This window comes from Streptomyces sp. NPDC003248 (genome assembly GCF_055563235.1).
Genome location: NZ_JBVHDT010000001.1, coordinates 505,076 through 530,254 on the forward strand (window position 1 = coordinate 505,076; position 25,179 = coordinate 530,254).

Annotated in this window: 21 protein-coding genes and 2 tRNA genes; 19 read left to right on the plus strand and 4 right to left on the minus strand. The window is 71.8% G+C overall.

Annotated features, from left to right (window positions below; translation table 11 throughout):
• Positions 1-342: 342 nt before the first annotated feature.
• The 4 genes from ACZ3KJ_RS02160 (at position 343) to ACZ3KJ_RS02175 (ending at position 7,408) form a co-directional block, all read left to right on the plus strand.
• Complete coding sequence (locus ACZ3KJ_RS02160) at positions 343-1,905, plus strand: alkaline phosphatase D family protein (protein ID WP_467523895.1); 1,563 nt, start codon at positions 343-345, stop codon at positions 1,903-1,905.
• Between the two features lie 98 nt (positions 1,906-2,003).
• Positions 2,004-3,218 carry a hypothetical protein gene (locus ACZ3KJ_RS02165; RefSeq protein ID WP_467523896.1) on the plus strand — a complete coding sequence of 405 codons (1,215 nt, stop codon included), beginning with the start codon at positions 2,004-2,006 and terminating at the stop codon, positions 3,216-3,218.
• Positions 3,219-3,607: 389 nt separating this feature from the next.
• Positions 3,608-5,107 carry a D-ribitol-5-phosphate cytidylyltransferase gene (locus ACZ3KJ_RS02170; protein WP_467523897.1) on the plus strand — a complete coding sequence of 500 codons (1,500 nt, stop codon included), beginning with the start codon at positions 3,608-3,610 and terminating at the stop codon, positions 5,105-5,107.
• A gap of 165 nt (positions 5,108-5,272) precedes the next feature.
• Positions 5,273-7,408 (plus strand): hypothetical protein, encoded by a 2,136-nt coding sequence (locus ACZ3KJ_RS02175; protein WP_467523899.1) that lies wholly within the window; start codon positions 5,273-5,275, stop codon positions 7,406-7,408.
• Between the two features lie 375 nt (positions 7,409-7,783).
• Here ACZ3KJ_RS02175 and ACZ3KJ_RS02180 read toward each other — a convergent pair whose 3' ends face one another.
• Complete coding sequence (locus ACZ3KJ_RS02180; RefSeq protein WP_467523900.1) at positions 7,784-9,181, minus strand: polysaccharide pyruvyl transferase family protein; 1,398 nt, start codon at positions 9,179-9,181, stop codon at positions 7,784-7,786.
• 215 nt (positions 9,182-9,396) lie between these two features.
• On the opposite strand from ACZ3KJ_RS02180, the gene proB reads away from it, so the two are divergent.
• The 5 genes from proB (at position 9,397) to ACZ3KJ_RS02205 (ending at position 14,627) form a co-directional block, all read left to right on the plus strand.
• Positions 9,397-10,524 (plus strand): glutamate 5-kinase, encoded by a 1,128-nt coding sequence (gene proB / locus ACZ3KJ_RS02185; protein WP_385065184.1) that lies wholly within the window; start codon positions 9,397-9,399, stop codon positions 10,522-10,524.
• A 366-nt stretch (positions 10,525-10,890) separates the two neighbouring features.
• Positions 10,891-11,307 carry a hypothetical protein gene (locus ACZ3KJ_RS02190; protein ID WP_467524793.1) on the plus strand — a complete coding sequence of 139 codons (417 nt, stop codon included), beginning with the start codon at positions 10,891-10,893 and terminating at the stop codon, positions 11,305-11,307.
• A gap of 93 nt (positions 11,308-11,400) precedes the next feature.
• Positions 11,401-12,687: a glutamate-5-semialdehyde dehydrogenase gene (locus ACZ3KJ_RS02195; RefSeq protein WP_467523901.1), complete on the plus strand. Its 1,287-nt coding sequence runs from the start codon at positions 11,401-11,403 to the stop codon at positions 12,685-12,687.
• 185 nt (positions 12,688-12,872) lie between these two features.
• On the plus strand, positions 12,873-13,457 hold the full coding sequence (locus ACZ3KJ_RS02200) for an SCO2584 family spore wall biosynthesis protein (protein ID WP_467523903.1): 585 nt from the start codon (positions 12,873-12,875) through the stop codon (positions 13,455-13,457).
• A gap of 99 nt (positions 13,458-13,556) precedes the next feature.
• Positions 13,557-14,627, plus strand: coding sequence for an SCO2583 family membrane protein (locus ACZ3KJ_RS02205; protein WP_467523904.1), 1,071 nt, complete (start codon positions 13,557-13,559; stop codon positions 14,625-14,627).
• 47 nt (positions 14,628-14,674) lie between these two features.
• Here ACZ3KJ_RS02205 and ACZ3KJ_RS02210 read toward each other — a convergent pair whose 3' ends face one another.
• A complete protein-coding gene (locus tag ACZ3KJ_RS02210; protein ID WP_467523906.1) occupies positions 14,675-15,769 on the minus strand; it encodes a M48 family metallopeptidase in 1,095 nt (364 codons plus the stop codon).
• A 140-nt stretch (positions 15,770-15,909) separates the two neighbouring features.
• On the opposite strand from ACZ3KJ_RS02210, the gene ACZ3KJ_RS02215 reads away from it, so the two are divergent.
• From ACZ3KJ_RS02215 to ACZ3KJ_RS02260, 10 genes are all read left to right on the plus strand, one after another.
• Positions 15,910-16,071, plus strand: coding sequence for a hypothetical protein (locus ACZ3KJ_RS02215; protein ID WP_467523907.1), 162 nt, complete (start codon positions 15,910-15,912; stop codon positions 16,069-16,071).
• Positions 16,072-16,225: 154 nt separating this feature from the next.
• Positions 16,226-16,390, plus strand: a complete 165-nt coding sequence (locus ACZ3KJ_RS02220) for a hypothetical protein (RefSeq protein ID WP_389512297.1) — start codon at positions 16,226-16,228, stop codon at positions 16,388-16,390.
• A gap of 79 nt (positions 16,391-16,469) precedes the next feature.
• Complete coding sequence (gene nadD, locus ACZ3KJ_RS02225) at positions 16,470-17,096, plus strand: nicotinate-nucleotide adenylyltransferase (RefSeq protein WP_189937735.1); 627 nt, start codon at positions 16,470-16,472, stop codon at positions 17,094-17,096.
• A gap of 16 nt (positions 17,097-17,112) precedes the next feature.
• Positions 17,113-18,894, plus strand: a complete 1,782-nt coding sequence (locus tag ACZ3KJ_RS02230; protein ID WP_467523909.1) for an LCP family protein — start codon at positions 17,113-17,115, stop codon at positions 18,892-18,894.
• A gap of 124 nt (positions 18,895-19,018) precedes the next feature.
• A complete protein-coding gene (gene rsfS / locus ACZ3KJ_RS02235; protein ID WP_389512292.1) occupies positions 19,019-19,465 on the plus strand; it encodes a ribosome silencing factor in 447 nt (148 codons plus the stop codon).
• Entirely contained in the window at positions 19,462-20,136 is a 675-nt protein-coding gene (locus ACZ3KJ_RS02240; protein WP_467523911.1) for a histidine phosphatase family protein, read from the plus strand. Before rsfS ends, ACZ3KJ_RS02240 begins: the two co-directional genes overlap by 4 nt.
• Before the next feature lie 238 nt (positions 20,137-20,374).
• Positions 20,375-20,447, plus strand: a tRNA-Ala gene (locus ACZ3KJ_RS02245).
• Between the two features lie 408 nt (positions 20,448-20,855).
• The gene (locus tag ACZ3KJ_RS02250; RefSeq protein ID WP_385065153.1) at positions 20,856-21,029 is read left to right on the plus strand and encodes a hypothetical protein; all 174 of its coding nucleotides are present in this window, start codon (positions 20,856-20,858) and stop codon (positions 21,027-21,029) included.
• A 3-nt stretch (positions 21,030-21,032) separates the two neighbouring features.
• Positions 21,033-21,266 carry a hypothetical protein gene (locus tag ACZ3KJ_RS02255; RefSeq protein ID WP_356572862.1) on the plus strand — a complete coding sequence of 78 codons (234 nt, stop codon included), beginning with the start codon at positions 21,033-21,035 and terminating at the stop codon, positions 21,264-21,266.
• A 163-nt stretch (positions 21,267-21,429) separates the two neighbouring features.
• Positions 21,430-21,502: transfer RNA gene (locus ACZ3KJ_RS02260), tRNA-Ala, on the plus strand.
• Between the two features lie 286 nt (positions 21,503-21,788).
• Here the strand turns inward: ACZ3KJ_RS02260 and ACZ3KJ_RS02265 are convergent.
• Together ACZ3KJ_RS02265 and ACZ3KJ_RS02270 are read right to left on the minus strand one after the other, a co-directional pair.
• The gene (locus ACZ3KJ_RS02265; protein ID WP_389512287.1) at positions 21,789-23,399 is read right to left on the minus strand and encodes an NADH-ubiquinone oxidoreductase-F iron-sulfur binding region domain-containing protein; all 1,611 of its coding nucleotides are present in this window, start codon (positions 23,397-23,399) and stop codon (positions 21,789-21,791) included.
• Positions 23,396-24,721 carry a cytochrome b/b6 domain-containing protein gene (locus tag ACZ3KJ_RS02270; protein ID WP_467523914.1) on the minus strand — a complete coding sequence of 442 codons (1,326 nt, stop codon included), beginning with the start codon at positions 24,719-24,721 and terminating at the stop codon, positions 23,396-23,398. The genes ACZ3KJ_RS02265 and ACZ3KJ_RS02270 overlap by 4 nt, the downstream gene beginning before the upstream one ends.
• Positions 24,722-25,179 lie beyond the last annotated feature (458 nt).

The following is a 25,179-nucleotide window of genomic DNA, read 5'->3' on the forward strand; positions in this document are numbered from 1 at the left end:
CCCCACCGGAGCCCCGGGGTTCTCGTACCCCGGGGCTCTCGTGTCCCCGGGATTGTCGTGTCCTCGGGGCTCTCGTGTCCCCGGGACTGTCGCGTTCCCGGGACTGTCGCGTTCCCGGGACTGTCGCGTCCCCGGGGCTCGCCTGTGCCCTGAGACCGCTCCGGCATCCGGGGGCCCGGCGGAACCTCGAGGTCGCCCCGGACCCGTCGCGGCACGGCCGTGGCGGGTCTCTCTCCGGCCCTCCGTTTGTCATGCACGCGAGAGTCTCCGTTCAGCCTGACGGTCCGACGGCCGTGCCACCTTCCTTGTGTCCGAGTGACCAGCGACGCAAGGGAGTTCACGATGGCCCCCGGCCCGAAGAGAACCCTTTCCCCCGACCGCCGCCGCTTCCTCACCGCCGGTGCCGCCGTGGTCGGCGCCGCCGCCTCCGCCCAGCTCTGGCTGCCGGTCACCGCCCGGGCCGCCGGAACCCCGCTGCCGGACGGGGTCTTCAGCCTCGGCGTCGCCTCCGGCGACCCCCTGCCCGACGGCGTCGTGCTGTGGACCCGGCTCGCCCCCGACCCGCTGAACGGCGGCGGGATGCCCGACCGCGCCGTCGAGGTCGAGTGGGAGATCTCGCCCGACGAGCGGTTCGGCAACGGCGTCCGCCGGGGCGTCGCCCGGGCCCGGCCCGAGTACGGGCACAGCGTCCACGTGGACGTCCGCGGACTGCGCGCGGACCGCACCTACTGGTACCGCTTCCGCGCCGGCGGGCAGCTCTCGCGCGCCGGCCGCACCCGCACCGCGCCCCGCCCGCTCGCCCCCGGCGGCTCCCTGCGCCTCGCCCTCGCCTCCTGCCAGAACTGGCAGCACGGCTACTTCACGCCGTACGCCGACATGTACGCGCAGGACCCCGACGTCGTCCTCTTCGTCGGGGACTACGTCTACGAGAGCGCGCCGTCCGCCACGGCCGTCCGCCGGCACGAGGGGAGCGGGGAGCCGTACACCCTCACCCAGTACCGCAACCGGTACGCGCAGTACCGCACCGACCCCGACCTCCAGCGGATGCACGCCCACGCGCCCTGGGTGGTCACCTTCGACGACCACGAGGTCGACAACGACTACGCCGGCGAGATCCCGCAGGACCCCGCCCAACAGACGCACGACGCGTTCACGGCCCGGCTGACCGCCGCCTACCAGGCGTACTACGAGCACATGCCGGTCCGGGCGACCGCGATCCCGGACGGACCGCACATCCGCATGCACCGGAGCTTCCGGTTCGGCCGGCTGGCCCGGCTCAACGTCCTCGACACCCGGCAGTACCGCAGCGACCAGGCCACCGGCCAGGCCGGCGCCCAGGACCCCGCGCTCACCCTGCTCGGCGCCGAGCAGAAGCGCTGGCTGCTGGACTCGCTGCACGGCTCGGACGCCCGCTGGAACCTCGTCGCCTCGCAGATCATGATGGCCGAGACCGACCTGCTGGCCGGGGCGGGCAAGCAGTGGTACTACGACGCCTGGGACGGCTACCAGGTGGAACGCAACGCCCTGCTCGCGGAGTTCGAGCGGGTCCGCAACCCCGTCGTGCTCAGCGGGGACCGGCACCTCACCATGGTCAGCGACCTGAGGAAGGACTTCGCCGACCCGTCCTCCGCGGTCGTCGGCGCCGAGTTCGTCGGCACGTCGATCTCCAGCAACGGCGACCAGGACCAGGACGCCTTCCACGCGCAGTGGGACCCGCTGAAGGCCGACAACCCGCACTGGAAGCTGATCGACGCCCACCGCGGCTACCACCTCTTCGACGTCCGCCGCGACGCCGTCGACGCGCGGGTCCGGATCGTGGACACCGTCCTGAAGCCCGAGGCGACCGCCCGGACGCTGGCGAAGCTGCGGGTGAGCGACGGCCGGCCGGGCGTACGGCCGGCCTGACACACGGCGGGGGAGGGGCCCGGGACCAGCGGTCACTCATCGCACACCCAGGCTCCTCTCAGCTTCGCCTAAGGAAAGCCTCTTACCGTCTCCTAACCATGGAGACGGACTGTACGAGCGACGACCAGCACGTGAACGACACCCGAGCGGCCGGCGGCCGCCCCGCGCCCCTGCCCACCGGCACCCGGCTGCTGCACATCGGCCCGCACAAGACCGGGACCACCGCCATCCAGGGCGCCCTGTTCGCGGCGAAGGACCGGATGCCGGAGCACGGCGTCGTGTTCCCCGCGACGAGCAGACATCCCATGCAGGCCGTGCTGGCCGCCTGCGCCCGGTCCGGGATGATGGGTGACGCCACCCCCACCGAGCAGCACTGGACCCGGTTCGTCGAGCAGGTGCGCGCCACCGGCCGGAGCACATCGGTGATCAGCAGCGAGTTCTTCGCCGACGCCCCCGACGACGCGACGATCGAGCGGATCGTCGAGCAACTGGGCGGGGAGCGCGTCCACGTCCTGGTGACCCTGCGCCCGCTGGTGCGGATCATGCCCTCGCAGTGGCAGCAGTACGTGCAGAACGGGCTGCGGATGAGCTACGAGGAGTGGCTGGAGCACATGCTCCGCAAGGCGCCCTACGAGAAGCCCAACCCGAGCTTCTGGCGGCGCCACCGGCACGACCGGCTCGTCGAACGGTGGGTGCGGGTGGTGGGGGCCGACCGGGTCACCGTCGTGGTGGTCGACGACCGGGACCGCGACGGACTGATGCGCACCTTCGAGGCGCTGCTCGGCCTGCCGGACCGGCTCCTGCAGCCCGTGCCCGACACGGCGAACCGTTCGCTCACGCTCGCCGAGACCGAAATGCTGCGCAATCTCAATAAGGAATTCCGCGGCAATGGACTTCCCGACGAGCTCTATTCCAAGCTGGTCCGTCACGGCGCGGTCATGCATATGAAGAACGCGTGCAGCCCCACCTCCCGCGACGTGCGGATCTCCACCCCGGCCTGGGCAGCCGAGGCGGCCGCCGAGATCGGCGCCGAGATGACCGGGCGCATCGAGGCCATGGGCGTGCGCGTCATCGGCGATCCGGGCCTGCTGTCCGCCGTGCCGAAGCCCTCCCCCCGCCCCGCACAGGAGGCCGGGCAGCCCGAGGAGGAGCCCCGGATCTCACCGGAAGTCGCCGCTCAGGCGCTGTACGGCGCGCTCGCCGCGGTGGCCGCCGAACCCTCCGGCAAGGTGCGCACGGTGCACGGGACGCCGTCGAAGGAACTCGTGAGAGTGTTGGGGCACCGCTGTCTGAGGCGGCTGCGGCGGCGCTGAGGGCTGTCCCGTGATCCCTGGCGGGCGCGCGACGACAGCTACGGCACCTCGCCGCGTTGTCTGAACGTCCGCATACATCCAGTATGCGGACGTCCCTCCGCCTTGCGATGCACCGCATCTGACGCCGCGCGCTGATCCACCAGGGATCACGGGACAGCCCTTAGGCGCTTTCCGCCGCTTCCGGCCGCCCGCCGCCGCTTCCTGTGGACTTACTCACAGGATTTCGCGGGGTCTCCGAGGAAGGCGCGCTCATGTCTCGTCAATCGCCGGGCCGACAAGGTGAATGACAGATGGCGTGCACATATGCACGGAAGGGCGCTCACCTTGCATCGCGGTTACCGCAAGTGGGACCATTTCCCCGTTCCCTGTCGCCCCAAGGTAGGTCACCTGTGTCCCAGCACATAGCCAAGCCCCGTACCACCGCAGTGATCCTGGCCGGTGGCACCGGCCAGCGGGTGGGTCTGTCGATCCCCAAGCAGCTGCTGAAGATCGCCGGCAAGGCAGTCATCGAGCACACGCTGACCACCTTCGAGCAGGCCGACTCCGTCGACGACATCATCGTGCTGATGGCGCCCGGCTATGTGCCCGACGTCGAGAAGATCGTGGCCAAGGCCGGGTTCACGAAGGTCTCCCGGGTCATCGAGGGCGGCACCACGCGGAACGAGACCACCGAGCGCGCCATCGCGGCCCTGGGCGAGGGGCTGGCCGACGGCGAGGACCTCAACGTCCTCTTCCACGACGCCGTGCGCCCCCTGCTCTCGCAGCGCGTCATCGACGACTGCGTCGCCGCGCTCGAGCGCTACCAGGCGGTCGACGTCGCCATCCCGTCCGCGGACACCATCATCGTGACCCGGACCCACGGCGAGGACGGCGAGTTCATCACCGAGATCCCGGACCGCTCCCGGCTGCGCCGCGGCCAGACCCCGCAGGCGTTCAAGCTGTCGACGATCCGCCGGGCCTACGAGGTGGCGTCGGGCGACCCCAACTTCCAGGCCACCGACGACTGCACGGTCGTGCTGCGCTACCTGCCGGACGTGCCGATCCACGTCGTCGCGGGCGACGAGTACAACATGAAGGTGACGCAGCCGGTCGACGTCTTCATCGCCGACAAGCTCTTCCAGCTCGCCTCCACCGCCGCGCCCGAGCAGAACGGCGAGGAGGCCTACCGCGACCTGCTCACCGGCAGGACCCTGGTGGTCTTCGGCGGTTCGTACGGCATCGGCAAGGACATCGCCGAACTCGCCGAGTCCTACGGCGCCACGGTGTACGCCCTGGGCCGCTCCACCACCGGCACCCACGTGGAGAACCCGGAGGAGGTCGACGACGCGCTGTCCAAGGCGTACTCGGAGACCGGCCGGATCGACTACGTCGTCAACACCGCCGGTGTGCTGCGCATCGGCAAGCTCGCCGAGACCGACAACGCGACCATCGAGGAAGCGCTGAAGGTCAACTACCTGGCCCCCGTGCAGATCGCCCGGTCGGCCTACAAGTACCTCGCCGAGAGCAAGGGCCAGCTGCTGCTGTACACCTCCAGCAGCTACACCCGCGGGCGCGCCGAGTACAGCCTCTACTCCTCCACCAAGGCCGCCATGGTGAATCTCACCCAGGCACTGTCCGACGAGTGGGCCGGCGACGGCGTCCGCGTCAACTGCATCAACCCCGAGCGCACGGCGACCCCGATGCGCACCAAGGCCTTCGGGCAGGAGCCCGCCGGCAGCCTGCTGTCCTCCGAGGCGGTCGCCCGTACCTCCCTCGACGTCCTGCTGTCCGAGCTGACCGGTCACGTCATCGACGTACGCCAGCAGGACCCGACCGCCGACGCCAGCCGGGCCTCCGGTTTCGAGCAGGCCCTGGCGGGGGTCCTGGACCGACAGGACGGCGTGGCATAATCGGGCGCTCATAGCCATGAGAATTCAGGCCTCTGTGGCTCCTCGTTTACGGAGAATTCACAGAGGCCTGAATCCGTAAAATCCACGAAACCCCCGCAGGGGATTTTCCGGACTTCCCGGTTCTTTTCCCCTATGACCGGCACCCCTCCCAGAGCAGGTTCCTCCGTGATAAGCACCGCTATTCGGGTCGCCCGGGTGGGCAGTGCGGCCGAGCTGGCCGCGGCGGCCCTCATGACGCTGGGATACCCCGGCCTCATGCTGGCCGCGCTCGTCCCGAGCGTCCCCGCCTTCGCCGCCGTGGCCGCCGTGACGTACCTGGCGGACCTCTACCTCCACCGCAAGGGCAGCTACCTCATCGCCCTGCTGGGCAAGGTCAGAGCCGGCCTGTCGACCCGCTTCCTGATCCGGGAACTGCTGCTCATCCTGCTGCTGGCCCGGCTGGGCCACTCGGAGGAGCCCGCCTTCTACGCCGCGATCGCCTGCTTCACGGCCTTCTTCGGCCTCCAGGCCCCGCACGGCGCGCTGGTCACCCTCATCGGCAACCGCCGCCAGATGCCGGTCGTCACCCGCAACGTCGACCTGGCCTCCCGGATACGCATCCCGGACGCCCCGCCGCGCCGCCTGCTGAGCCGGGCCGGCGTGAAGATGCTCCACCTGGACCTCGCGGCCGTCGTGGGCCTGCTCGTCTACGCCCTCACCGACTCCGCGCCCGCCGCCTACGCGGGCGTCGGCGTCACCGTGGGCCTGGGCGTGCTCTACGTCCTCGCGCTCGTGCCGCACCTGCGGGCCGACCGGATCCCGCCCCCCGCCGACAAGGTGCTGAAGACCGTCAGCACCTGGCTGCGCGAGTACCGCCCGGAGACGGTGCTGTACTTCTCCGGCTCCAAGGACTCCGCGTACCAGGTCAACATGTGGCTGGAGACCATGGAGCAGCTGGACTCCCGGCCGCTGGTCATCCTGCGGGAGCGCTACATCCTGGAGAAGATGGCGCCCACCACGGTCCCCGTCGTCTGCGTGCCCGGGGGGGTGCACCTGATGAACATGGACCTGTCCACGGTGCGGGTGGCGCTGTACGCGGCCAACGTCGGCAAGAACATCCACCTGCTGCGCGTGCCCACCATGAAGCACGTCTTCATCGGCCACGGCGACAGCGACAAGCTCGCCAGCGTCAACCCGTTCAGCAAGGTCTACGACGAGGTGTGGACCGCCGGCCGCGCGGGCCGCGACCGCTACGCCATCGCCGACGTCGGCATCCGCGACGAGGACATCGTCGAGGTCGGCCGCCCCCAGCTCGCGCCCATCGAGCCGTGGCGGGGCCCGTCCGAGGGACCCCGCGGCGGAGCCGCCGATGAACGCTGTCCGACGGTCCTGTACGCGCCCACCTGGGAGGGCTGGGACGACAACCCGGGCAACACCTCGATCCTGCTGGCCGGCGAGAACATCGTGAAGAAGCTGGTCGCGGCCGAGCCCCCGGTCCGCGTCCTGTACAAGCCGCACCCCTTCACCGGCACCCGCAGCGCCAAGGCCGCCGCCGCCCACCGCCGGATCACCGCGCTGATCAAGAAGGCCGCCGCCGAGCGCGCCGCCGACCCCCGCTTCACCGCGGACGCGGCCGCCCAGGCCCGCGCCAAGTCCGACCTGACCCGGCTCAAGGCCCGTCTGGACTCTCTGTCGCTCGCCTTCGACGACAAGGCCGACGAAGCCGTGACCACCCGCGACGGTCTGGTCGACATGCGCAAGCACGAGGAGGCCGCCCGGCTGCGCACCGAGTGGAACGACGCCTACTGGCGCTCCTTCCCCTCCTTCGAGCACCGGGTCGTCACGGGCGCCGGACCGCGCCTGTACGACTGCTTCAACGCCTCCGAGGCGATGGTCTCCGACATCTCCAGCGTCGTCTCCGACTTCATCGCCAGCGGCAAGCCGTACGCGGTCACCGACTCGGCCGGGCTGGGCGCGGAGGAGTTCCGGCGGCAGAACACCGCCGTGCGCGCGGCCGTGATCCTGTCCAACGGCGCGGACGAACTGGACCGCCTGCTGGACGCCGTGCGCACCCCGGCCGCCGACCCGCTGGCCGAGGACCGCAAGGAGCTCAAGGAGTACCTGCTCGGCCCCGACGAGCCGACCTCCATCGAGCAGTTCAACACCGCCGTGGCCGACCTCGCCCTGAAGGCCGAGGCACGCAACGCCGGCCAGGAGTCCCTGGCCGTCGCCGCGGCGGCCGGCGCGGCGGACGCGGCGGACGCCCTGGCGGACGAGCGCGTGGCCGCGGACGGCCTGACGGACGGTGTGACGACTGCCTGACGGACGGTCCCACGACGTCCCGTCGGACGGTCTTACGACCGCCTGACGGACGGTCCCACGACCGCCCGACGACGGCGGCGACCGGTGCCTGCCCCCGGCTGGACCCGGTCCCCGCCACCCCAACGGCTCGGCCCCCGGAGAGTGATCTCCGGGGGCCGAGCCGTTCCCGTGCGCCGTGGCGCGGGGCACTTACGTCCTTCGGTCCGTCAGGGCGGGACAGGAGCCCATGCGGCACCGACGGCGGACCCACCACGACGGTGCCGCCGGTCGGGGCGGTGCCGACGGCCCGGCCGACGGCACCGGGGCGGCGCGTGGTGCCCGGCGGGGGCCCCGGGCACCTGCGGCACCAGCGGCACCCGCCGCGCCGGCCGGCGCCTACTTCGTCGGCTTCAGCGCGCGCTTCAGCGGGCCCCCGACCGCACGGCGCGCCCGGCGGTAGATGGAGGGAGAGGGGAGCGCGGCCTTGGCGGCGGCCGCCTTGGCCAGGACCTTGGACCGGGCCAGGTCCTTCTTCAGCTGGGCGTTGTCGCCCTCCAGCTCCGTGATGCGCTGCTGGAGCCACCCGAACCGGCTGCTCAGGGACGCCACGCCGGTGTCGTTCCAGGGGCGCACGCCCGCCGGGAAGGACAGCGAGCGCAGCTTCGCCTCGAAGGCCTCGCCGCCGTCGCCGTGGGTGAAGGTGTTGTCCAGGCCGTTCTTGTCCAGGAACGCCGTGAAGCGGTCGAAGCGCTCCCTGTGGTTGCCGGTGAGCGGGCCGAAGTCGGCCTCCTCGTACAGCTCCGCCGGATCGAGGTCCTCGGGCACCTCGCTGAGGAGGCGGTGCGGTATCTCGAAGTAGCGGCACAGCTCCAGCGTGCGCGAGTCGAAGGCCAGCACGGTCGCGGGCGTGCCCGCCAGCAGCGCCGCGATGTTGCCGTGGATGCGCGAGCCGAACGAGTAGTCGAAGTCCCGCAGGTCGTCGATCCAGGTGACCGGGTCGATGTACACGCGGGCCTTGTCCTCGCGGTACATCGGGTGGTCGGGGTGGGTCGGCATCTCGGTGATCCTGCCGGCCGGGGAGTTCACGTCCCGCCAGTGCAGCTGCTTGGCGTCGGTGAGGTTCTGGCCTATGTACCGCAGGTTCGGGTACTGGCCGTGCGCCCGCGTGATGATCTTGTGCAGGCCCCCGCCGCGCACCGCGGTGTGCGAGCCGTTGACCGAGACCCGGGACTGCGCGTTCAGCGCCGGCACCCGCTTCTCGACGGTGAGGGTGTCGCCCCACAGGAACATGGACGGGCAGCCGATGACCTCGACGTCCTTGAAGCCCATGTCGTTGAGGTACTGCTCGGTGAACTCGCCGCGCACGCCGATGGCGGCGCTGTGGTCCAGCACCGCCGAGCAGAAGGCGCGCACGGTGGGCTCCATGGCCTTCAGCCGCGCCGGGTCGTAGGTCACCCCGGTCTGGGCGCCGACGCCCAGCACGACGACCGGGATCTTCAGCTTGCCGATCAGCCGGGTCAGCCGTTGCAGCGCGGCCTCGAACGACGGCCGGAAGGCGTTGGCGAGCGGCACGACGAAGGCGTCGTACTCGTCGTTGATCCGCCCGGCCGCACCGATGTCGGTGCGCATGCCGTTGGAGAAGACCTCACTGTCCGGCGTGGTGAGGATCTTGTGGGCGGCATCACTGAAGATCAGGTTGCCGGAATTGGTGGCGATCACGTCGCGGTGGAGGGCTTCCTCGACGGGGATCACGTCGAAGGGGCTCTTCCCCGATCTCAGGAGTATGCGCTTCACAGGGCGAACTTTAAGTGACGGAAACTTCAAAATGAATTTGGACTGCCTTCAATCCCCGCGGGGAAGGCGTACAGCCTTTCCCGCACCCCGGCATCGTGACCGGACCGTCACGGGGCGTGAGCGTCCGGGGAGTGAAACCCGGAGGCCGTCCGGGCGTCCCTTCGCGTAGATTGCCCGGAAGGCAGCCGTGATCCAGGCGAGGGGACGAAGCACAGGTGGCAGGGGCAAGGCAGGCCGTACGCGAGGCCCGCAGGATCGTCGTCAAGGTGGGCTCCTCGTCGCTGACCACCGCCTCGGGCGGACTCGACGCCGACCGCGTCGACGCCCTCGTCGACGTCCTGGCCAAGAGCCGCAGCGGGGGAGAGCGGGAGATCGTCCTCGTCTCCTCCGGCGCGATCGCCGCCGGCCTCGCCCCGCTGGGCCTGCGCCGCCGCCCCAAGGACCTCGCCCGCCAGCAGGCCGCCGCCAGCGTGGGCCAGGGCCTCCTCGTGGCCCGCTACACCGCCTCCTTCGCCCGCTACGGCGTCCGCGTCGGCCAGGTCCTGCTGACCTCCGACGACATGAGCCGCCGCGCCCACCACCGCAACGCCTCCCGCACCCTCGACAAGCTGCTGGCGATGGGCGCCTTCCCCGTCGTCAACGAGAACGACACCGTCGCCACGGACGAGATCCGCTTCGGCGACAACGACCGGCTCGCCGCCCTCGTCGCCCACCTCGTCCACGCCGACCTGCTGGTGCTGCTCTCCGACGTGGACGGCGTGTACGACGGCGACCCCGGCAAGCCGGGCACCTCGCGGATCGCCGAGGTGCGGGGGCCGTCCGACCTGGCCGGGGTGGACATCGGCAGCGCCGGCAAGGCGGGCGTCGGCACCGGCGGCATGGTCACCAAGGTCGAGGCCGCCCGCATCGCGGCCGCCGCCGGCATCCCCGTGGTCCTCACCAGCGCCGTCCACGCGGCCGACGCCCTCTCCGGCGGCGACACCGGCACCTACTTCCACCGCACCGGCCGGCGCTCCGCCGACCGGCTGCTGTGGCTCCAGCACGCGTCCACCCCGCAGGGCTCGCTCACCCTCGACGACGGCGCCGTCCGCGCGGTCGTGGAGCGCCGCACCTCGCTGCTGCCGGCCGGGATCGCCGCCGTCGAGGGCGAGTTCAGCGCCGGCGACCCCGTGGAGCTGCGCGACGTCACGGGGCGCGCGGTGGCCCGCGGGCTCGTCAACTTCGACGCCAAGGAGATCCCCCAGCTGATCGGGCGGTCCACCCGCGAACTGGCCCGGGAGCTCGGCGCCGAGTACGAGCGGGAGATCGTCCACCGGGACGACCTGGTCATCCTGCACCCCTGACCGGCGTCGAACGGCCGCTCCCGCACCCGCTCGAACGGTCAGTACCGGTGGGGGACGTTCCGTGAAACCGCCCCGCGGAGCCGTGCGGCCTGCTCAACTGTGTCTTCGGGACATATTCCGCGGGACATTCCGCACGAGCGCTGCGTGAAGGAGGCCGTCGTGAGACGAGTGCACCCCGGGGTGGCAGCGGCCCGTGGGAGTACCGGCGGAACCGGCGAAGCACCCTCCGCCGGAGGCGCGTCCCCGGCCGGCAAACCGCCCGCCCCGGCCGGCACACCGCCCGCCCCGGCCGGCGGACCCTCCACCTCCACCTCCTCCGCTGCCGTCGGCCGGCCGGCCGCGCGTCCGGGCGGTGAGGAGCGCGCGCTGACCAGCGTCGCGGCCGGCGAGCGCTACCGGGGAGCCGAACGCGGCGGCCCGGAGGCCGGCCGGCCCGACGACCTGCCCCGCCTCTGGCACGTCACCCTCAGCGTCTCCGGCGCGGACGCCGACCTCAGGAAGCTGCGGCGCGCCCTGGAACAGCTCGCGCACGACCACCCCTTCCTCCTGACCAGCCGCTACGCCGTCGACCACGCGGAGATCCGCTACTGGGAGGAGGCCCGCGACCTGCACGACGCGGCCGCCGTGGCCCTGCGCCTGTGGGGCGAGCACCGCCAGACCGCCGGACTGCCGCCGTGGGAGATCGTCGGCCTGGAGGTCATCGACCGCCAGACCTACCACCAGCGCATCGCCGAGGGTTACGGCCCACCCCCCGCGACGCCCGTCGGAGTGCACCCGTACTGACCCGCTCCGGACGGTCACCGGGCGGTCCCGCCGTGTGTCTCGGGGTGTGGAACGAGCGCCGTCCGGGCCCGCGCCGCGCACTACCCTTCCCGTATGACCACGCTCTCGCCGTACGACGCCCTCTCGCCGGTCACCCAGGCGGCCTACCGTGCCAAGGCCGCCGCCGCCGACCTCGCGCCGCTGCCCCGGGCCGCCAAGGACGACGCGCTGCTCGCCATCGCGGACGCGCTGGAGGTCCGTACGAGCGAGATCGTCGAGGCCAACGCCAAGGACATCGCCAAGGCCCGCGAGGCCGGCACCGCCGAGTCGGTCGTCGACCGGCTGACCCTCACCCCGGAGCGGGTGCGGGCCATCGCCTCCGACGTCCGGGACGTCGTCGCGCTGCCCGACCCGGTCGGCGAGGTCGTGCGCGGCTCGACCCTGCCCAACGGCATCGACCTGCGCCAGGTGCGCGTCCCGCTCGGCGTCGTCGGCATCATCTACGAGGCCCGCCCCAACGTCACCGTGGACGCGGCGGCCCTGTGCCTGAAGTCCGGCAACGCGGTCCTGCTGCGCGGCTCTGCCTCCGCCTACGAGTCCAACACCGCCCTCGTCCGGGTGATCCGCGACGCCGTCGGCGGCGCCGGGCTGCCCGCCGACGCCGTCCAGCTCGTGCCCGGCGAGAGCCGCGAGAGCGTCCGCGAGCTGATGCGGGCCCGCGGCCTCGTCGACGTCCTGATCCCGCGCGGCGGCGCCTCGCTGATCCGGACGGTCGTCGCGGAGTCCGTCGTCCCGGTGATCGAGACCGGCACCGGCAACTGCCACGTCTACGTCGACGCCCAGGCCGACATCGACATGGCCGTCGAGATCCTCATCAACTCCAAGGCCCACCGGGTCAGCGTCTGCAACGCCGCCGAGACCCTCCTGGTCCACCAGGACATCGCCCCCGCGTTCCTGCCGCGCGCCCTCGACGCCCTCGCCGAGGCCGGGGTCACCGTCCACGCCGACGAGCGCGTGCTGGCGTACGCCGAGGGCTCCAAGGCGACCGTCGTGGAGGCCACGCCCGAGGACTGGGAGACGGAGTACCTGTCGTACGACATCGCCGCCGCGGTCGTCGACTCGCTCGACAAGGCCGTCGAACACATCCGGCTGTGGACCTCCGGCCACACCGAGGCGATCGTCACCACCTCGCAGCAGGCCGCCCGCCGCTTCACCCAGCTGGTCGACTCCACCACGGTCGCCGTGAACGCCTCCACCCGCTTCACCGACGGCGGCCAGTTCGGCTTCGGCGCGGAGATCGGCATCTCCACGCAGAAGCTGCACGCCCGCGGCCCCATGGGCCTGCCCGAGCTGACCAGCACCAAGTACATCGTCACCGGCGACGGGCACGTCCGGCGCTGACGGCCGGCCCAGGGGCGGGCCGGCCCGCCCCTGGGGCAGAGCGGCGCCGACGGGGGGCGTACGGCTCGGCACGGAGGCGCACGGCTCGGGAAGGGGCGTGAGCGAGGCCGTGAGGGGCGTCTCACCAGACGGATGAATGTCCGGACCGTCTGCCCAAAATGACCCCCCAGGTCTACTCTGGATCCGTGCCGGAGGACGTGGGGGGCACGCCGTTCCCGGACGGCTGGGAGCCCGACGACGACCACGACCGCGGGGTGTCGGACGAAGAGTTCGCCTCCGTGGTCTTCGACGAGGCCTTCGTACGGGCGGCCGTGGTGCACGAGCCGACCGCCGTCGAGCGCCTTCTGGCCGCCGCGCAGGCCAGAGCGGAGGCCTCCGAGGCCGAGGCCCGCCGAGCCCGCGCCCGCGGTGACCGCTACGACGACCCCTACGGCCCCGACGGACCGGGCGACTTCGGCCACGACCCGGACTACGACGACCTCGACGACGGTGACGACCCCGAGGGCTGGGACCGCCGCTACGGCACCTTCGGGACGTACGGCAAGCAGGTCCGCTGGCACCGTCCCGTCGCCTGGATACTCGCCCTGGTGATGGGCGTCGGCATGATCGCGCTGGCCTTCGCCGCGGTCTACCGGGGCGCCTCCGCGGGCAGCCGGGAGCAGGTGCCGCCGCCCGCCTCCACCGGGCTCGAACAGGGGAACGGAACCACGCCGTCCGCGTCCGCCGACTCTTATCGGCCACCCGTCTCGGCCGTCCCGCGCACGCCCTGACCGCGGCCGGGACGACACCTCGCCGACGGGTGAGAACATGTCAGAAGTTGTCGTGTACCAGGGCGTTTATGCGAGCCTCCGGCGACCTACTCTGAAGATATGGGCGGGCCCGGAGACCCACCGGAGGGGACACCCGAGGGAGCTCCCGGTGGAGCGGAGGACGAGTACCGATCCGTCGTCTTCGACGAATCGTTCGTCCGCGCTGCCCGCCTCCAGGAGTACTCCGCCGAGGAGCGCATCGCCGACCACGCGCCCGCCGTCCGCCGCCGTCCGCCCCCGCGCCGGGGCCTGTCCCGGCAGGCGCTCGTCCTGGTCGTCCTGATCGCCCTCGCCTTCGGCACCGCGATCTACATGGGCGTCCGCCACCCCTACCAGACCCCGACCGCCCGCCGCACCGTGGAACCCCTGCGGATGACCGTCATCCCGCTCGCCCCGCAGGGTGCCGTGCCCGGCACGGCCGACCCCGAGTACCTGTACGCGCACAGCCCCGCCGCGCAGTACCGCATCGGCGCCGAGGGCATCCCGCTGCCCGCCTCCCGGCGCACCGCGCACTTCTCCGACAGCCAGGTCGTCACCGCCCTGACCACCGCCAAGGACTACATCGTGCGCTCCTCCCTCTACCCGGAGGTGCTCACCGGCCGGGAGGTGCGGCCCGTGCGGGTGCTGATCGACCCCGACCAGCTCGACCAGTTCGACCAGAGCTTCGCCCGTCCGACGGCGGACGGGCGGCACGCGCCGACCGGCTGGCTCGTCCGCTTCGACCCGGCCAGGACGGAGCTCGCCGACCGCAGGATCCGTGTCCAGGGCACGCTCCAGGCCGCCGAGGCCGACTCCTCCACCCTGGAGGTCACCGCCGACCACACCTTCGTGTACGCGCTGCGGCCGGCCGGAGCCGACGCGAAGGCGCCGGCCTCGCTGTTCACCGTCCGCCGCGAGCTCCAGTTCCGCTTCGACCGCGACGACCTGCGGCTGCGCCAGACCCAGCTGATCGTCTCCTACGTCCAGGCCGGACCGCTGTCCTGCGGCGAGGACTCCACGAACCACCTGCGGCCCCTGCTCGCCGGCCAGACCGCCAAGGCGGGCGGCCCGGCCGGCACCGACCCGTACGCGACGGGCGGAGCGACGGCACTGTGCGGATCACTGGCGGGGAGTGCGCAGCCGAAGGTGTGAACCCCGGCGCACGGCAGGGCGCTCAGGAACGGCGACGCCCCGTCCGCTCAGTCGTCCTCGCGCGGGGGCGCGTCGGCCGGGCGGTCGTTCGGCGGCGGTGAACTGGTGAAGCCGTCGAAGCCGCGCCGGACCCGGCCGCCCAGACCGCCGGCCCCGCCCGCGATGTCGCTGACCAGCTTCATCAGCGGGTCCTTGGAGCTCTTGACGTGATCGGCGTAGTGCGACGCCGACTCGCGGAAGGAGTCGGCGACCGAGGTGTCCTTGTCCTCGCTGCGCCGCGGGTAGTGGCCGTCCATGATCCGCTGGTAGTCACGGGTCTCCGACCACTTCTTCAGCTCGGCCGCGCGGACCGTGGTGAAGGGGTGGGAGCGGGGCAGCACGTTGAGGATCTTCAGTACGGAGTCGCGGAGGTCACCGCCGGCCTCGTACTCCTCGGCCTGCTGGAGGAACGCGTCCACGTTCATCTCGTGCAGGTGGTTACCGCCCGCGATCTTCATCAGGCCGCGCATCGACGCCCTCAGGTCCTGTCCGACGAGCAGCCCGGCCCGGTCGGCGGACAGCTCCGACTTGCGGAACCACTCGCGCAGGGCGGTCACGATCGCCATGATCGCCAGGTTGCCCAGCGGGATCCAGGCGACCCGGAGGGCGAGGCTCGTCAGGAACAGCAGGACGGTCCGGTAGACGGCGTGGCCGGACAGCGCGTGCCCCACCTCGTGCCCGACGACCGCCCGCATCTCCTCCTCGTCGAGCAGCTCGACCAGGCCCGTGGTGACCACGATGATCGGCTCGTCCAGGCCGATGCACATCGCGTTGGGCTGCGGGTCCTGGTTGACGTACATCGGCGGGACCTTCTCCAGGTCCAGGATGTAACAGGCGTCCCGCAGCATGTCGTTCAGATGGGCGAACTGCTGGTCGGAGACGCGGACCGAGTCGGACAGGAACAGCAGTCTCAGGCTGCGCTCGGGCAGCAGCCCGCTGAGCGCCTTGAAGACCGTGTCGAAGCCGCTCAGCTTGCGCAGCGCCACCAGCGCGGAACGGTCCGCCGGGTGCTCGTACGCACGTGAGGAGATCCCGGGGAAGCGCCTGCGCTGCCTGCTCGGCACCTTCGCGTGGCCGGTCTGCTCGTGGCCGTCGTCGGACATGTCTTCCCCCAGTGCGTGTGTCTGGCCCTCGTATGTCTGGCCCTTTGCGGACCCTTGTCCTGCCCTTTGCGCCCCCGAAGCGGGGCCCAGCCTAGGCGCAGTTACGGTGGACGGGCACCACACCGAAGGAGTCCCGCGCCATGGAGCACCACCCCGCAGCCGCCTGGATCGCCCAGGCCGCAGACGCCGCCCAGCAGCAGGGGACGGGGAACCTTCTCCGGATCGTCCTGATCGTGATGGTCCTGGGCTGCGCGCTGACCGCCTGGTTCCTGCTGAGGGGCTACAAGCGCAAGGACGACTGAGCGGGCGGGAAGGTTCCCCCGGAGCGTCCGTCGCCCCGCCGCCGGGAGGCAACGGCTCTCCCCAACGGTGGAGTCGGCGTGATGGGCGAAGAGGCGCCCGCTTACGATGAGCCGACATCTTTATCCCGCCCACACGCGATAGGTCCTGCCGAAGATGAGCTTCCACAGCGCCGCTGCCCAGTTGGTCACCCTCGCCGCCGAGGGCGAGGAGCACGGCGGCAACCACGAGAGCCTGAACCCCCTGCTGACCGGCGGGGGCGCGTTCGTCATCCTGCTGCTCCTGCTGTGGGTCACCACCCGCTTCAACCGCGACCGCTGAGGCACACCATGTCCATACCGGGGCACCCCGGACAGTCGTCGGCCGGGGCCCTCAGGGCGGGCCGGTAGGGTCTGCACGCATGGGAGAGCAGGACATGCCTACCGGCCCGTCGAACCCCGGCAAGCGCCGCCTCGGCGTCATGGGCGGAACGTTCGATCCGATCCACCACGGGCACCTGGTGGCGGCCAGCGAGGTCGCCGCGCAGTTCCACCTGGACGAGGTCGTGTTCGTCCCGACCGGCGAGCCCTGGCAGAAGAGCCACCGCAGGGTCTCCCCGGCCGAGGACCGCTACCTCATGACGGTCATCGCCACCGCCGAGAACCCGCAGTTCTCGGTCAGCCGCATCGACATCGACCGCGGCGGCCCCACCTACACCGTGGACACCCTGCGCGACCTGCGGGCCCTCAACCCCGACACCGACCTGTTCTTCATCACCGGCGCCGACGCCCTCGGCCAGATCCTCACCTGGCGGGACAGCGAGGAACTGTTCTCCCTCGCCCACTTCATCGGGGTCACCCGGCCGGGACACCACCTCAACGACCCCGGACTCCCCGAAGGCGGCGTCTCCCTCGTCGAGGTGCCCGCCCTGGCCATCTCCTCCACGGACTGCCGAGCGAGAGTCGCCAAGGGCGACCCCATCTGGTATCTGGTGCCGGACGGAGTCGTGCGCTACATCGACAAACGCGAGCTGTACCGCGGCGAGTGAGCCGAGAGGGGTACCGGTGAACGACCGATACGACGCGGATCACGGGGAAGACGCCTACGAGCTCGTCGGCTACGACGAGTACGGCCGGCCCGTGTACCAGCAGGTCCCGCAGCAGCAGGTCCCGCAGCAGGCCTACGACCCGTACGCGCAGCAGCAGGGCTACGGCTACGACCCGTACGCCACGGCCGGGCAGCAGCAGACGCCCGCCTACGACCCGTACGACACCGGGCAGCAGGCCCCGGTCCACGACCCGTACGACACCGGGCAGCAGGCCCCGGTCCACGACCCGTACGACACCGGACAGCAGGCCCCGGTCCACGACCCCTACGGCGCCGGCGGGTACGCCCCGCAGGGCGGGGCCCCGGCCGACGCCCCCTACGACCCCTACGGGCAGACCGCCGCCGGCGGGCAGCAGCCGCGCGTCGCCGAGCAGACCGCCTACATCCCCCAGCAGGCCGCACCGGCCGGGCGGGAGACGGCGGCCGCGCCGGACCAGGAAGCCTCCGTCCCCCGCCAACGGGACTACCGGACCGAGCAGTTCGCCTTCGTCGAGGAGCCCGACGGTGACTCCGAGGACGTCATCGACTGGCTGAACTTCACCGAGAACCGCACCGAGCGCCGCGAGGAGGCCAAACGCCGCGCCCGCAGCCGCCTCGTCGCCCTGGCCGTGGTGCTTGCCCTGGCCGCGGTCGGCGGCGTCGGCTACCTCTGGTCCGCGGGGAAGCTGCCCGGCCTGTCCTCCTCGGACGACAAGGCGACCGGCACCACCACCGCGGCCGCCGCCCAGAAGCGCGACGTCGTCGTCGTCCACCTGCACGACACCGCCCAGGGCGGCACCTCCACGGTGCTGCTCGTCGACAACACCACCACCGGGCAGGGCACCACCGTCCTGCTGCCCAACTCCCTCGTCGTCACCACCGACGACGGCACCACGACCACCCTCGCCAAGTCGGTCGACGAGGACGGCTCGGCCGGCACCCGCGAGGCGCTGGACACCGTCCTCGGCACCGACATCGAGGGCACCTGGCGGCTGGACACCCCCTACCTCCAGAACCTCGTCGACCTGGTCGGCAACATCGAGGTCGACACCGACACCGACGTCCCCGACCCGGACGCCGAGAAGGGCCAGGCCCCCCTGGTCAACAAGGGCGAGGACCAGACCCTCAGCGGCAAGATGGCCGTCGCCTACGCCACCTACCGCGCCGAGGGCGAGGCCCAGAACGCCCAGCTGGAGCGGTTCGGCCAGGTCATGCAGGGCGTGCTGCGCAAGGTGTCCTCCGACGCCCAGGCCGCCACGGTCACCGTCCAGACGCTGGCCCAGATCCTCGACCCCTCGCTCACCGACAAGGACCTCGGCGCGTTCCTCGCCGGCCTCGCCGACCTCGCCAAGGGCGGCGACCACAAGACCGCCCTGCTGCCCGTGCAGGCCGACGGCACGCTCGACGCCGAGGCCAGCGAGAGCGTCGTCAAGGACGTCCTCGGCGGCACCGCCAAGAGCCCCGACCAGGACGCCGCCGTCAGCGTCTCCGTGCAGAACGCCAGCGGCACCAAGGCCAACACCGAGGACGCGCGCGTGGTGCTCCTCAACGGCGGCTTCACCTTCCTGGAGGGCACCACGCCGTCCGGCACCGAGTCCGCCTCCGAGGTGCTCTACGCGGACGCCGCCCAGAAGGAGAACGCCACCGAGGTCGCCAAGACCCTGGGCCTGCCCACCAGCGCCGTGAAGAAGGGCACGGTCGCCGCCAACGCCGACGTCTCCGTCGTCCTGGGCCAGGACTACGAGCCCTCGTCGTCCTAGCGGCCCCTCCGCCGACGGGCCTGGCGGAGGCCACCACCGGGGTGCGGTCGCCTCCGCCGCCCCGGTCCCGTCGGCGGTCCGTGAGACCCTTGAGCTCAAACGACCGCCGACGGAAAGCCGTGTAGTGACCGCCACCGACCGCTCCCTCGAGCTCATCACCGCCGCCGCCCAGGCGGCCGCCGACAAGCTCGCGCACGACATCATCGCCTACGACGTCAGCGACGTGCTGTCGATCACGGACGCCTTCCTGCTGGCCTCCGCCCCCAACGACCGCCAGGTCAAGTCCATCGTCGACGAGATCGAGGAGCGCCTCCTGAAGGATCTCGGCGCCAAGCCGGTGCGCCGCGAGGGCGACCGCGAGGCCCGCTGGGTCCTGCTCGACTACGTCGACATCGTCGTGCACGTCCAGCACAGCGAGGAGCGCGTCTTCTACGCCCTCGAGCGGCTGTGGAAGGACTGCCCCGAGCTCGACCTGCCCGAGGACGCCAAGGCGACCCGCGGCAAGGCCGCCGAGCACGCCCGGCTGCAGGCGGCCGAGGAGGACACCAGCGGCTTCGGGGACCTGCGGTGAGCGCCGGCCCGCAGGCCGCGGCCGGCCGCACGCCGGGCCGAGGCCGCCGCGTCATCCTCTGGCGGCACGGCCAGACCGCCTGGAACGTGGAGCGCCGCTTCCAGGGCACGACGGACGTCCGGCTCACCGAGACCGGCGTCGCCCAGGCCCGCCGCGCCGCCCGGCTGCTCGCCTCCCTCAAGCCCGACGCGATCGTCGCCTCGGACCTGTCCCGGGCGGCGTCCACGGCCGCCGAGCTCGCCGCGCTCACCGGCCTGGAGGTCACTCACGACGAGGGGCTGCGCGAGACGTACGCGGGTGTCTGGCAGGGGCTGACGCACGAGGAGATAGTCGCCCGGTTCGGCGAGGAGTACGCCGCGTGGAAGCGCGGCGAGCCGGTCCGCCGCGGCGGCGGCGAACTGGAGACCGAGGTCGCCGACCGCGCCGCTCCCGTCGTGCTGCGGCACGCCGAGAAGCTGCCGGAGGACGGCACCCTCGTCGTCGTCAGCCACGGCGGCACGATCCGCACCACCATCGGCCGTCTCCTGGGCCTGGAGGCCCACAACTGGGAGAGCCTCGGCGGGCTGTCCAACTGCTGCTGGTCCGTCCTCGGCGAGGGCGCCCGCGGCTGGCGCCTCCTCGAGCACAACGCCGGCACCCTGCCGGAGCCGGTGCTCGGCGACGACGACTGAGCGCCGGCGGCCGGGTGATGGTGGCCGGGCGGTGGCGGCCGGGCGGTGGTGGGCCGGGTGTCGGCCGGACCGTCGGGCCGATCAAGGTCGACGGACGGCCGGTACGGACCCGGCGCCGGCGGTGTCCGCCCGGCCGCGGTCCGGGCGCCGGGGGCCGGCTCGGGACCCGGATTTCACTTTCCGGCAGGTCGCAGGCTAAAGTTCTTCTTGTTCGCCCCGCCGAGCGGGAAGAACACAAGGGGCTATAGCTCAGTTGGTAGAGCGCCTGCATGGCATGCAGGAGGTCAGGAGTTCAATTCTCCTTAGCTCCACTGATCGACACTCTCCGGAGTCGTCAAAGATCGGTCGAAGAAGATCCCGCCCTTCAGGGGGCGGGATTTTTCATTGTCCGGGCAGCCCTGGGCAACAGCGCCCGGGCCGCCGTACGGGAGCCTTACACTCCCTCCGCCGGCCGCGCCCACCGGGTGACGCCCCCGCCGGGATCCAGGGCGCCTCGCACGGCCGATTTCGGCAGACTGTTCCCGCGGCGGCTGAGTCACTCGGGCCCCGCAGGCGTATACCTCTGTGGAAGCGCTTCTCACATGCATGTTCGCGCTCGCCGCGGCAGTCCCCCCGGTGCCGTGTCCGGACTGGTACTGAGGCGTCGCTGACCGTATTGGCCCGGCCGTGGCAGAATCAAACGGCCGGAAGGGGGCGCGGCCCGACGGGAGGGAGCAGCGATGCCTACGAGCATCCTCGGAGAGGTCGGCCACCTCTTCGAAGCAGCGTCGACACGGGGGACGGCCACCCGGCTCAGCTGCCCTTCCTGCGGTTCCGCGTTCGTCGCCCAGGTCCTCGGGGACAACGGCGGGATCTCCTACGTGTGCACGGCCTGCGGCCACAGCTGGAGCTGATCGATGGGTGCACACAGGAGGAAGTGCGACTGGTGCGGCAGCGGCACCCCGATCGTCCGCGACATGGAACCGGTCAACTCCGACTACCAGTACTGGTGCGAGGAATGCGCGCGGGCGCTGATCATAAAAGGCGACCCGATCGAGACGTACCGGGAACTCGAGGGCGAGCCGATCTACGGTCGGCTCCTCGAGGAGCACTGCACGCTCAAGCGGTTCTATTCGTTCGTCACCGCGTGACCGGGCCTCGGCGCACCCGAGCTGACCTCGCGTGACATCCCGCACGAATCCGGACGCAACGGAAACGATTTGGTGGTTCACCCCCTGGACCGTGTAATGTTGGCGTCGCCGCCGGGGAAACCGGGCGACACGGTCGAGATGCGGCTTCGCCGCAAGGCCACAAGGGGCTATAGCTCAGTTGGTAGAGCGCCTGCATGGCATGCAGGAGGTCAGGAGTTCAATTCTCCTTAGCTCCACAAGCAGATCCCGCCGGATCAGAAATGATCCGGCGGGATCTTTTTCGTGCCCCACGCGGGCGCGGGCGCGGGCGCGGGCCGTGGGGCCCGCGTGGATCCTGGGGTGCGGTGGTCCGTGGGGTGCGATGGCCCGTCGTCCGCCCGCGGCCGAGGAACTCCCGCGGCCGGGCCGCCGGTTCAGGCCGGAGGCGCGCGGAGGCCGGGAAGCCCGGGAGGCCGGGAAGCCCGGAGGGGCCGCCCGTCTCCCGGCGGCCCCGGTGGCCCGCCGACTCAGCGGCTCAGCGGCTCAGCGGCCCAGGGCGCGGCGGCCGCGGCCCTGGGAGAGGACCGGGAGGTTGCGGGAGGGTTCCTTCGCGCGGGTGTCCTCCTCGATGCGCAGGGCCAGTGCCGGACAGCGGCGCACCGCGCGCAGCGCCTTCGCCTCCGCGTAGCGCGGCACCTTCGCCTGGGCGACGGTCGGGAAGCCGTCGGCGCCGAGCTGGAAGACCTCCGGGAGGATGTCCGCGCACAGGCCGTGGCCGCGGCACAGGGTCCAGTCCACGAAGATCTTCTGACGGCTGTCGCCGGATTCCGCGGGCTCTCCGCCGCCCGGGATGCCCGTCGGGGCCCTGCCGCCCTCGAAGAGCGGCAGAACGCCCTCCACGGGCCTGCCGCAGCCGTTGCCGAGGACATGCGCCGCCAGGTCGTCGGTGAACGCCTTGACGGTCGACTCCAGGAACATCGCGGAACCGTCCGGATGCGAGCAGGCGCCGCGTCGCTTGACGTTCTTGGCGACCTGCTTGAGCGCCTCCAGAGCGGCCGGGCCGCCGCCGTTGAGGATGTCCTCCATGCCGCGGGCCGCGGCCGGCAGACCGAGGTAGCAGGGGCCGCACTGGCCCGCGCTCTCCTCCGCCAGCCACTGCGCCACCCGCAGCGACTCGCCCAGCGGGCAGGTCTCCTGGCTGATCGGCAGGATCGCGCCGGCGCCCAGTGAACCGCCCACGGCATCAAGGGAGTTGCGGGAGACGACCGCCTCGTCGACCGTGGCCGCGTCGATCCACTTCCCGTGGTAGCCGCCGGTCAGCACGCCCTGCGGGACCGGCGGCGCGCCGGCCAGCTGGAGGACGTAGCGCAGCGGGACGCCCGTGGGGACCTCGATCACCATCGGGCGGGCGACCGCGCCGGAGACCGTCAGCATGACGGTGCCGGGCTCGTCGTACAGCCCGGTGTTGCCGTAGCGCTCCGGGCCGATGCGGGCGGCGATGGCCAGCTGCGCGAACGTCTCGGCGTTGGACAGCAGGGTCGGGGCGCCGCCCACGCCGTTCTGCGAGGCGCTCACCTTGCGGCCGGGCGGGATCGCCGGTCCGCCGTCGATGGAACGGATCAGCGACGCGGCGGCGCCGGTGACCATGCGGATCGGGTTGCGCTGCACGAACGCCTTCAGCGCCGAGCGGCGGCCGTTGCTCAGGCCGCGTTCGGCGAGCGCGGCCTCCATGGACCGCTGGGTGGACTCGCGGGTGACCCCCACCACGAGCGTGCGGGCCCCCAGCGCCTCCGCGACCAGCAGTGCGCCGTCGAGGATGAGGTGCGGGGCACGGTTGATGAGCACCGTGTCCTTGCGGCAGGCCGGTTCGTCCTCGCTGCCGTTGACGACGACGACTGGCCGTACCCCGCGCTTGATCGCCGCGTCGGCGACGGAGCGCAGCTTCTTGTGGAAGGGGAAGCCGGCGCCGCCGCGGCCCTTGAGGTTGATGCGTTCGGAGAGCTGGGCGAGCTTCTCCCCGCCCATGGGCTCCAGCGGCCCGTGCACCTTCAGGTGCATGGGCAGGTCGAGCCGTTCGACAAGGTCGAAGCCCGACGTGAGCTGCGGAAGGCCGACCACGCGGACTTCTGGGACGTCGGGCAGGGCCTCGTTCACCTGTAGCCTCCGGAAGGCGTGTTCCAAGGTTCGCCCGAACCCGGTGCGTCGAACGACGCGCCGGGTGATGGTTCATCGGCGGGACCGCTGTTGTACGTGTCGTTCGGGTTGTACGTGCCGTACCGGGTGTTCGTCTCACCGGTGTCGTACACATCACTCCCGCCGTATCCCCCGGCGCCCGGATTGCCGTAGACCGGGATGTTGAATCCCGTGTCCTGGAGCGGGTCGTAGGCCGACGGGGGTGCCTCGCCGACCGGCGGCGGGGACGGGACCGGCCAGCTGCCCGACGTGCCGCCGCCGCTGTCGGCCCGGGGCATCGCCTCCGTGGGCCGCATGTCGAACGGCACGTCCATGCGCGCGGTCCGGTCGGCCTCGAACGGCCGCTGCGCGCGCGGGGGCGTGGAGACGGCCCGGTAGGCGGCCGCGAAGCCGCCCGCGGGCTCCTGCGCGGCCGTGTCGTACAGGGGCGACGACGGTGTGTCGTACAGGGGTGCCGACGGCGGCGCCGTCCTGCGGCCCGAGCCCGCCGGGTCGGCCGCCGGCGCGCGGCCCGGGCGGTTCTCGTAGCCCGGCAGCGAGGACGCCTCCGCCACGCGCGCGCGGCTCGCCTCCAGGGCGTCGCGGCCCGCCGGCTCGGCGCTGCCCAGGACGGCGGCGATCCGGTCGGCCACCTTGCGCTTGACCGGGCGCGGGGCGGCGCGCAGCGCGAGGGCCGCCATGACGCCCAGCAGGGAGAGGCCGTACAGGATGACGAAGATCGGCTTGGCCTGGCGACCCGCGTAGAGTCCGTGGACGAGCGCGGCGCACCAGGCCGGATAGGCGAGCATGTGCATGGCGCGCCAGCGCGCCGCGACCGGAGCGGGGGAGGCGAACCTGCTGCGGAGCGCGCCGGTGAAGCCCACGAAGATCATCAGCAGACCGGCCAGGGAGCCGAGGCCGATCAGGCCGGCGCTTCCGGTGAGGCCGAGCGAGAACGGGATGATCGCGGCGATGAGCCGGGTGTGCTCCAGCGCGATCTTCGTGGTGATGTGCAGCAGCAGGAACGCGATCGAGGCGACCGCCGTCGTCCGGTGCACCGCCTGACCGATGATCCGCTGGCGCGTGTTGAGGAGGATCCGGTCCTGCGCGACCAGGCCCCAGATCACCGAACAGCTGAGCGAGACGAGGGACAGCACGCCCGCGCCGAAGTTCAGGAACTCGCGGAACCGGTCGCCTCCGACCAGCACGACCACGGGTATCAGGACGAGGACGACAGCGGTCGCCACCCCGTAGGCCGACCGGCCCGGCTGGGGAAGCGAGCTGTTACTACGACGAGGGTTCATGGGGGCAACTCCGAGCAGTTCGGGAAAGCGGTCCCGCCGCCGCACTCTAAGTGGCGCCATACCGATGGGTAGGAGGTTTGAGTTATTGCGTTGTTATCAAAGGACTAGGTGACTCTTGTGATGTCCCTTAGCGGCTGTTACGCGAAGTAATCCTCGGCTTGCATGCACAACGGGCTCGGTTTCGCTCATGCCGGTGCCGGTCGGCACCGTGTCCACCTGGCATACGCACGCGCGTCGCGCCGTGCTCAAGGGAAACCGGTGTGCTCGACGGAAGCCGGTGCCGGTCATGGTCGTGGAGGGTCCCGGGGAAGCCCGTCGCGGCGTGCTGAGGGGCTGCGGTACCCTGAGGCCATGCGTGCCGTACGCCTTCTGCTTAGCGAGCCGCGCTGATCAGTTCCGACCGCCGGTCACCGGACGGGTCGGAATCGGCGCGGCATCCCCTCCTGTGCGAGGGGATT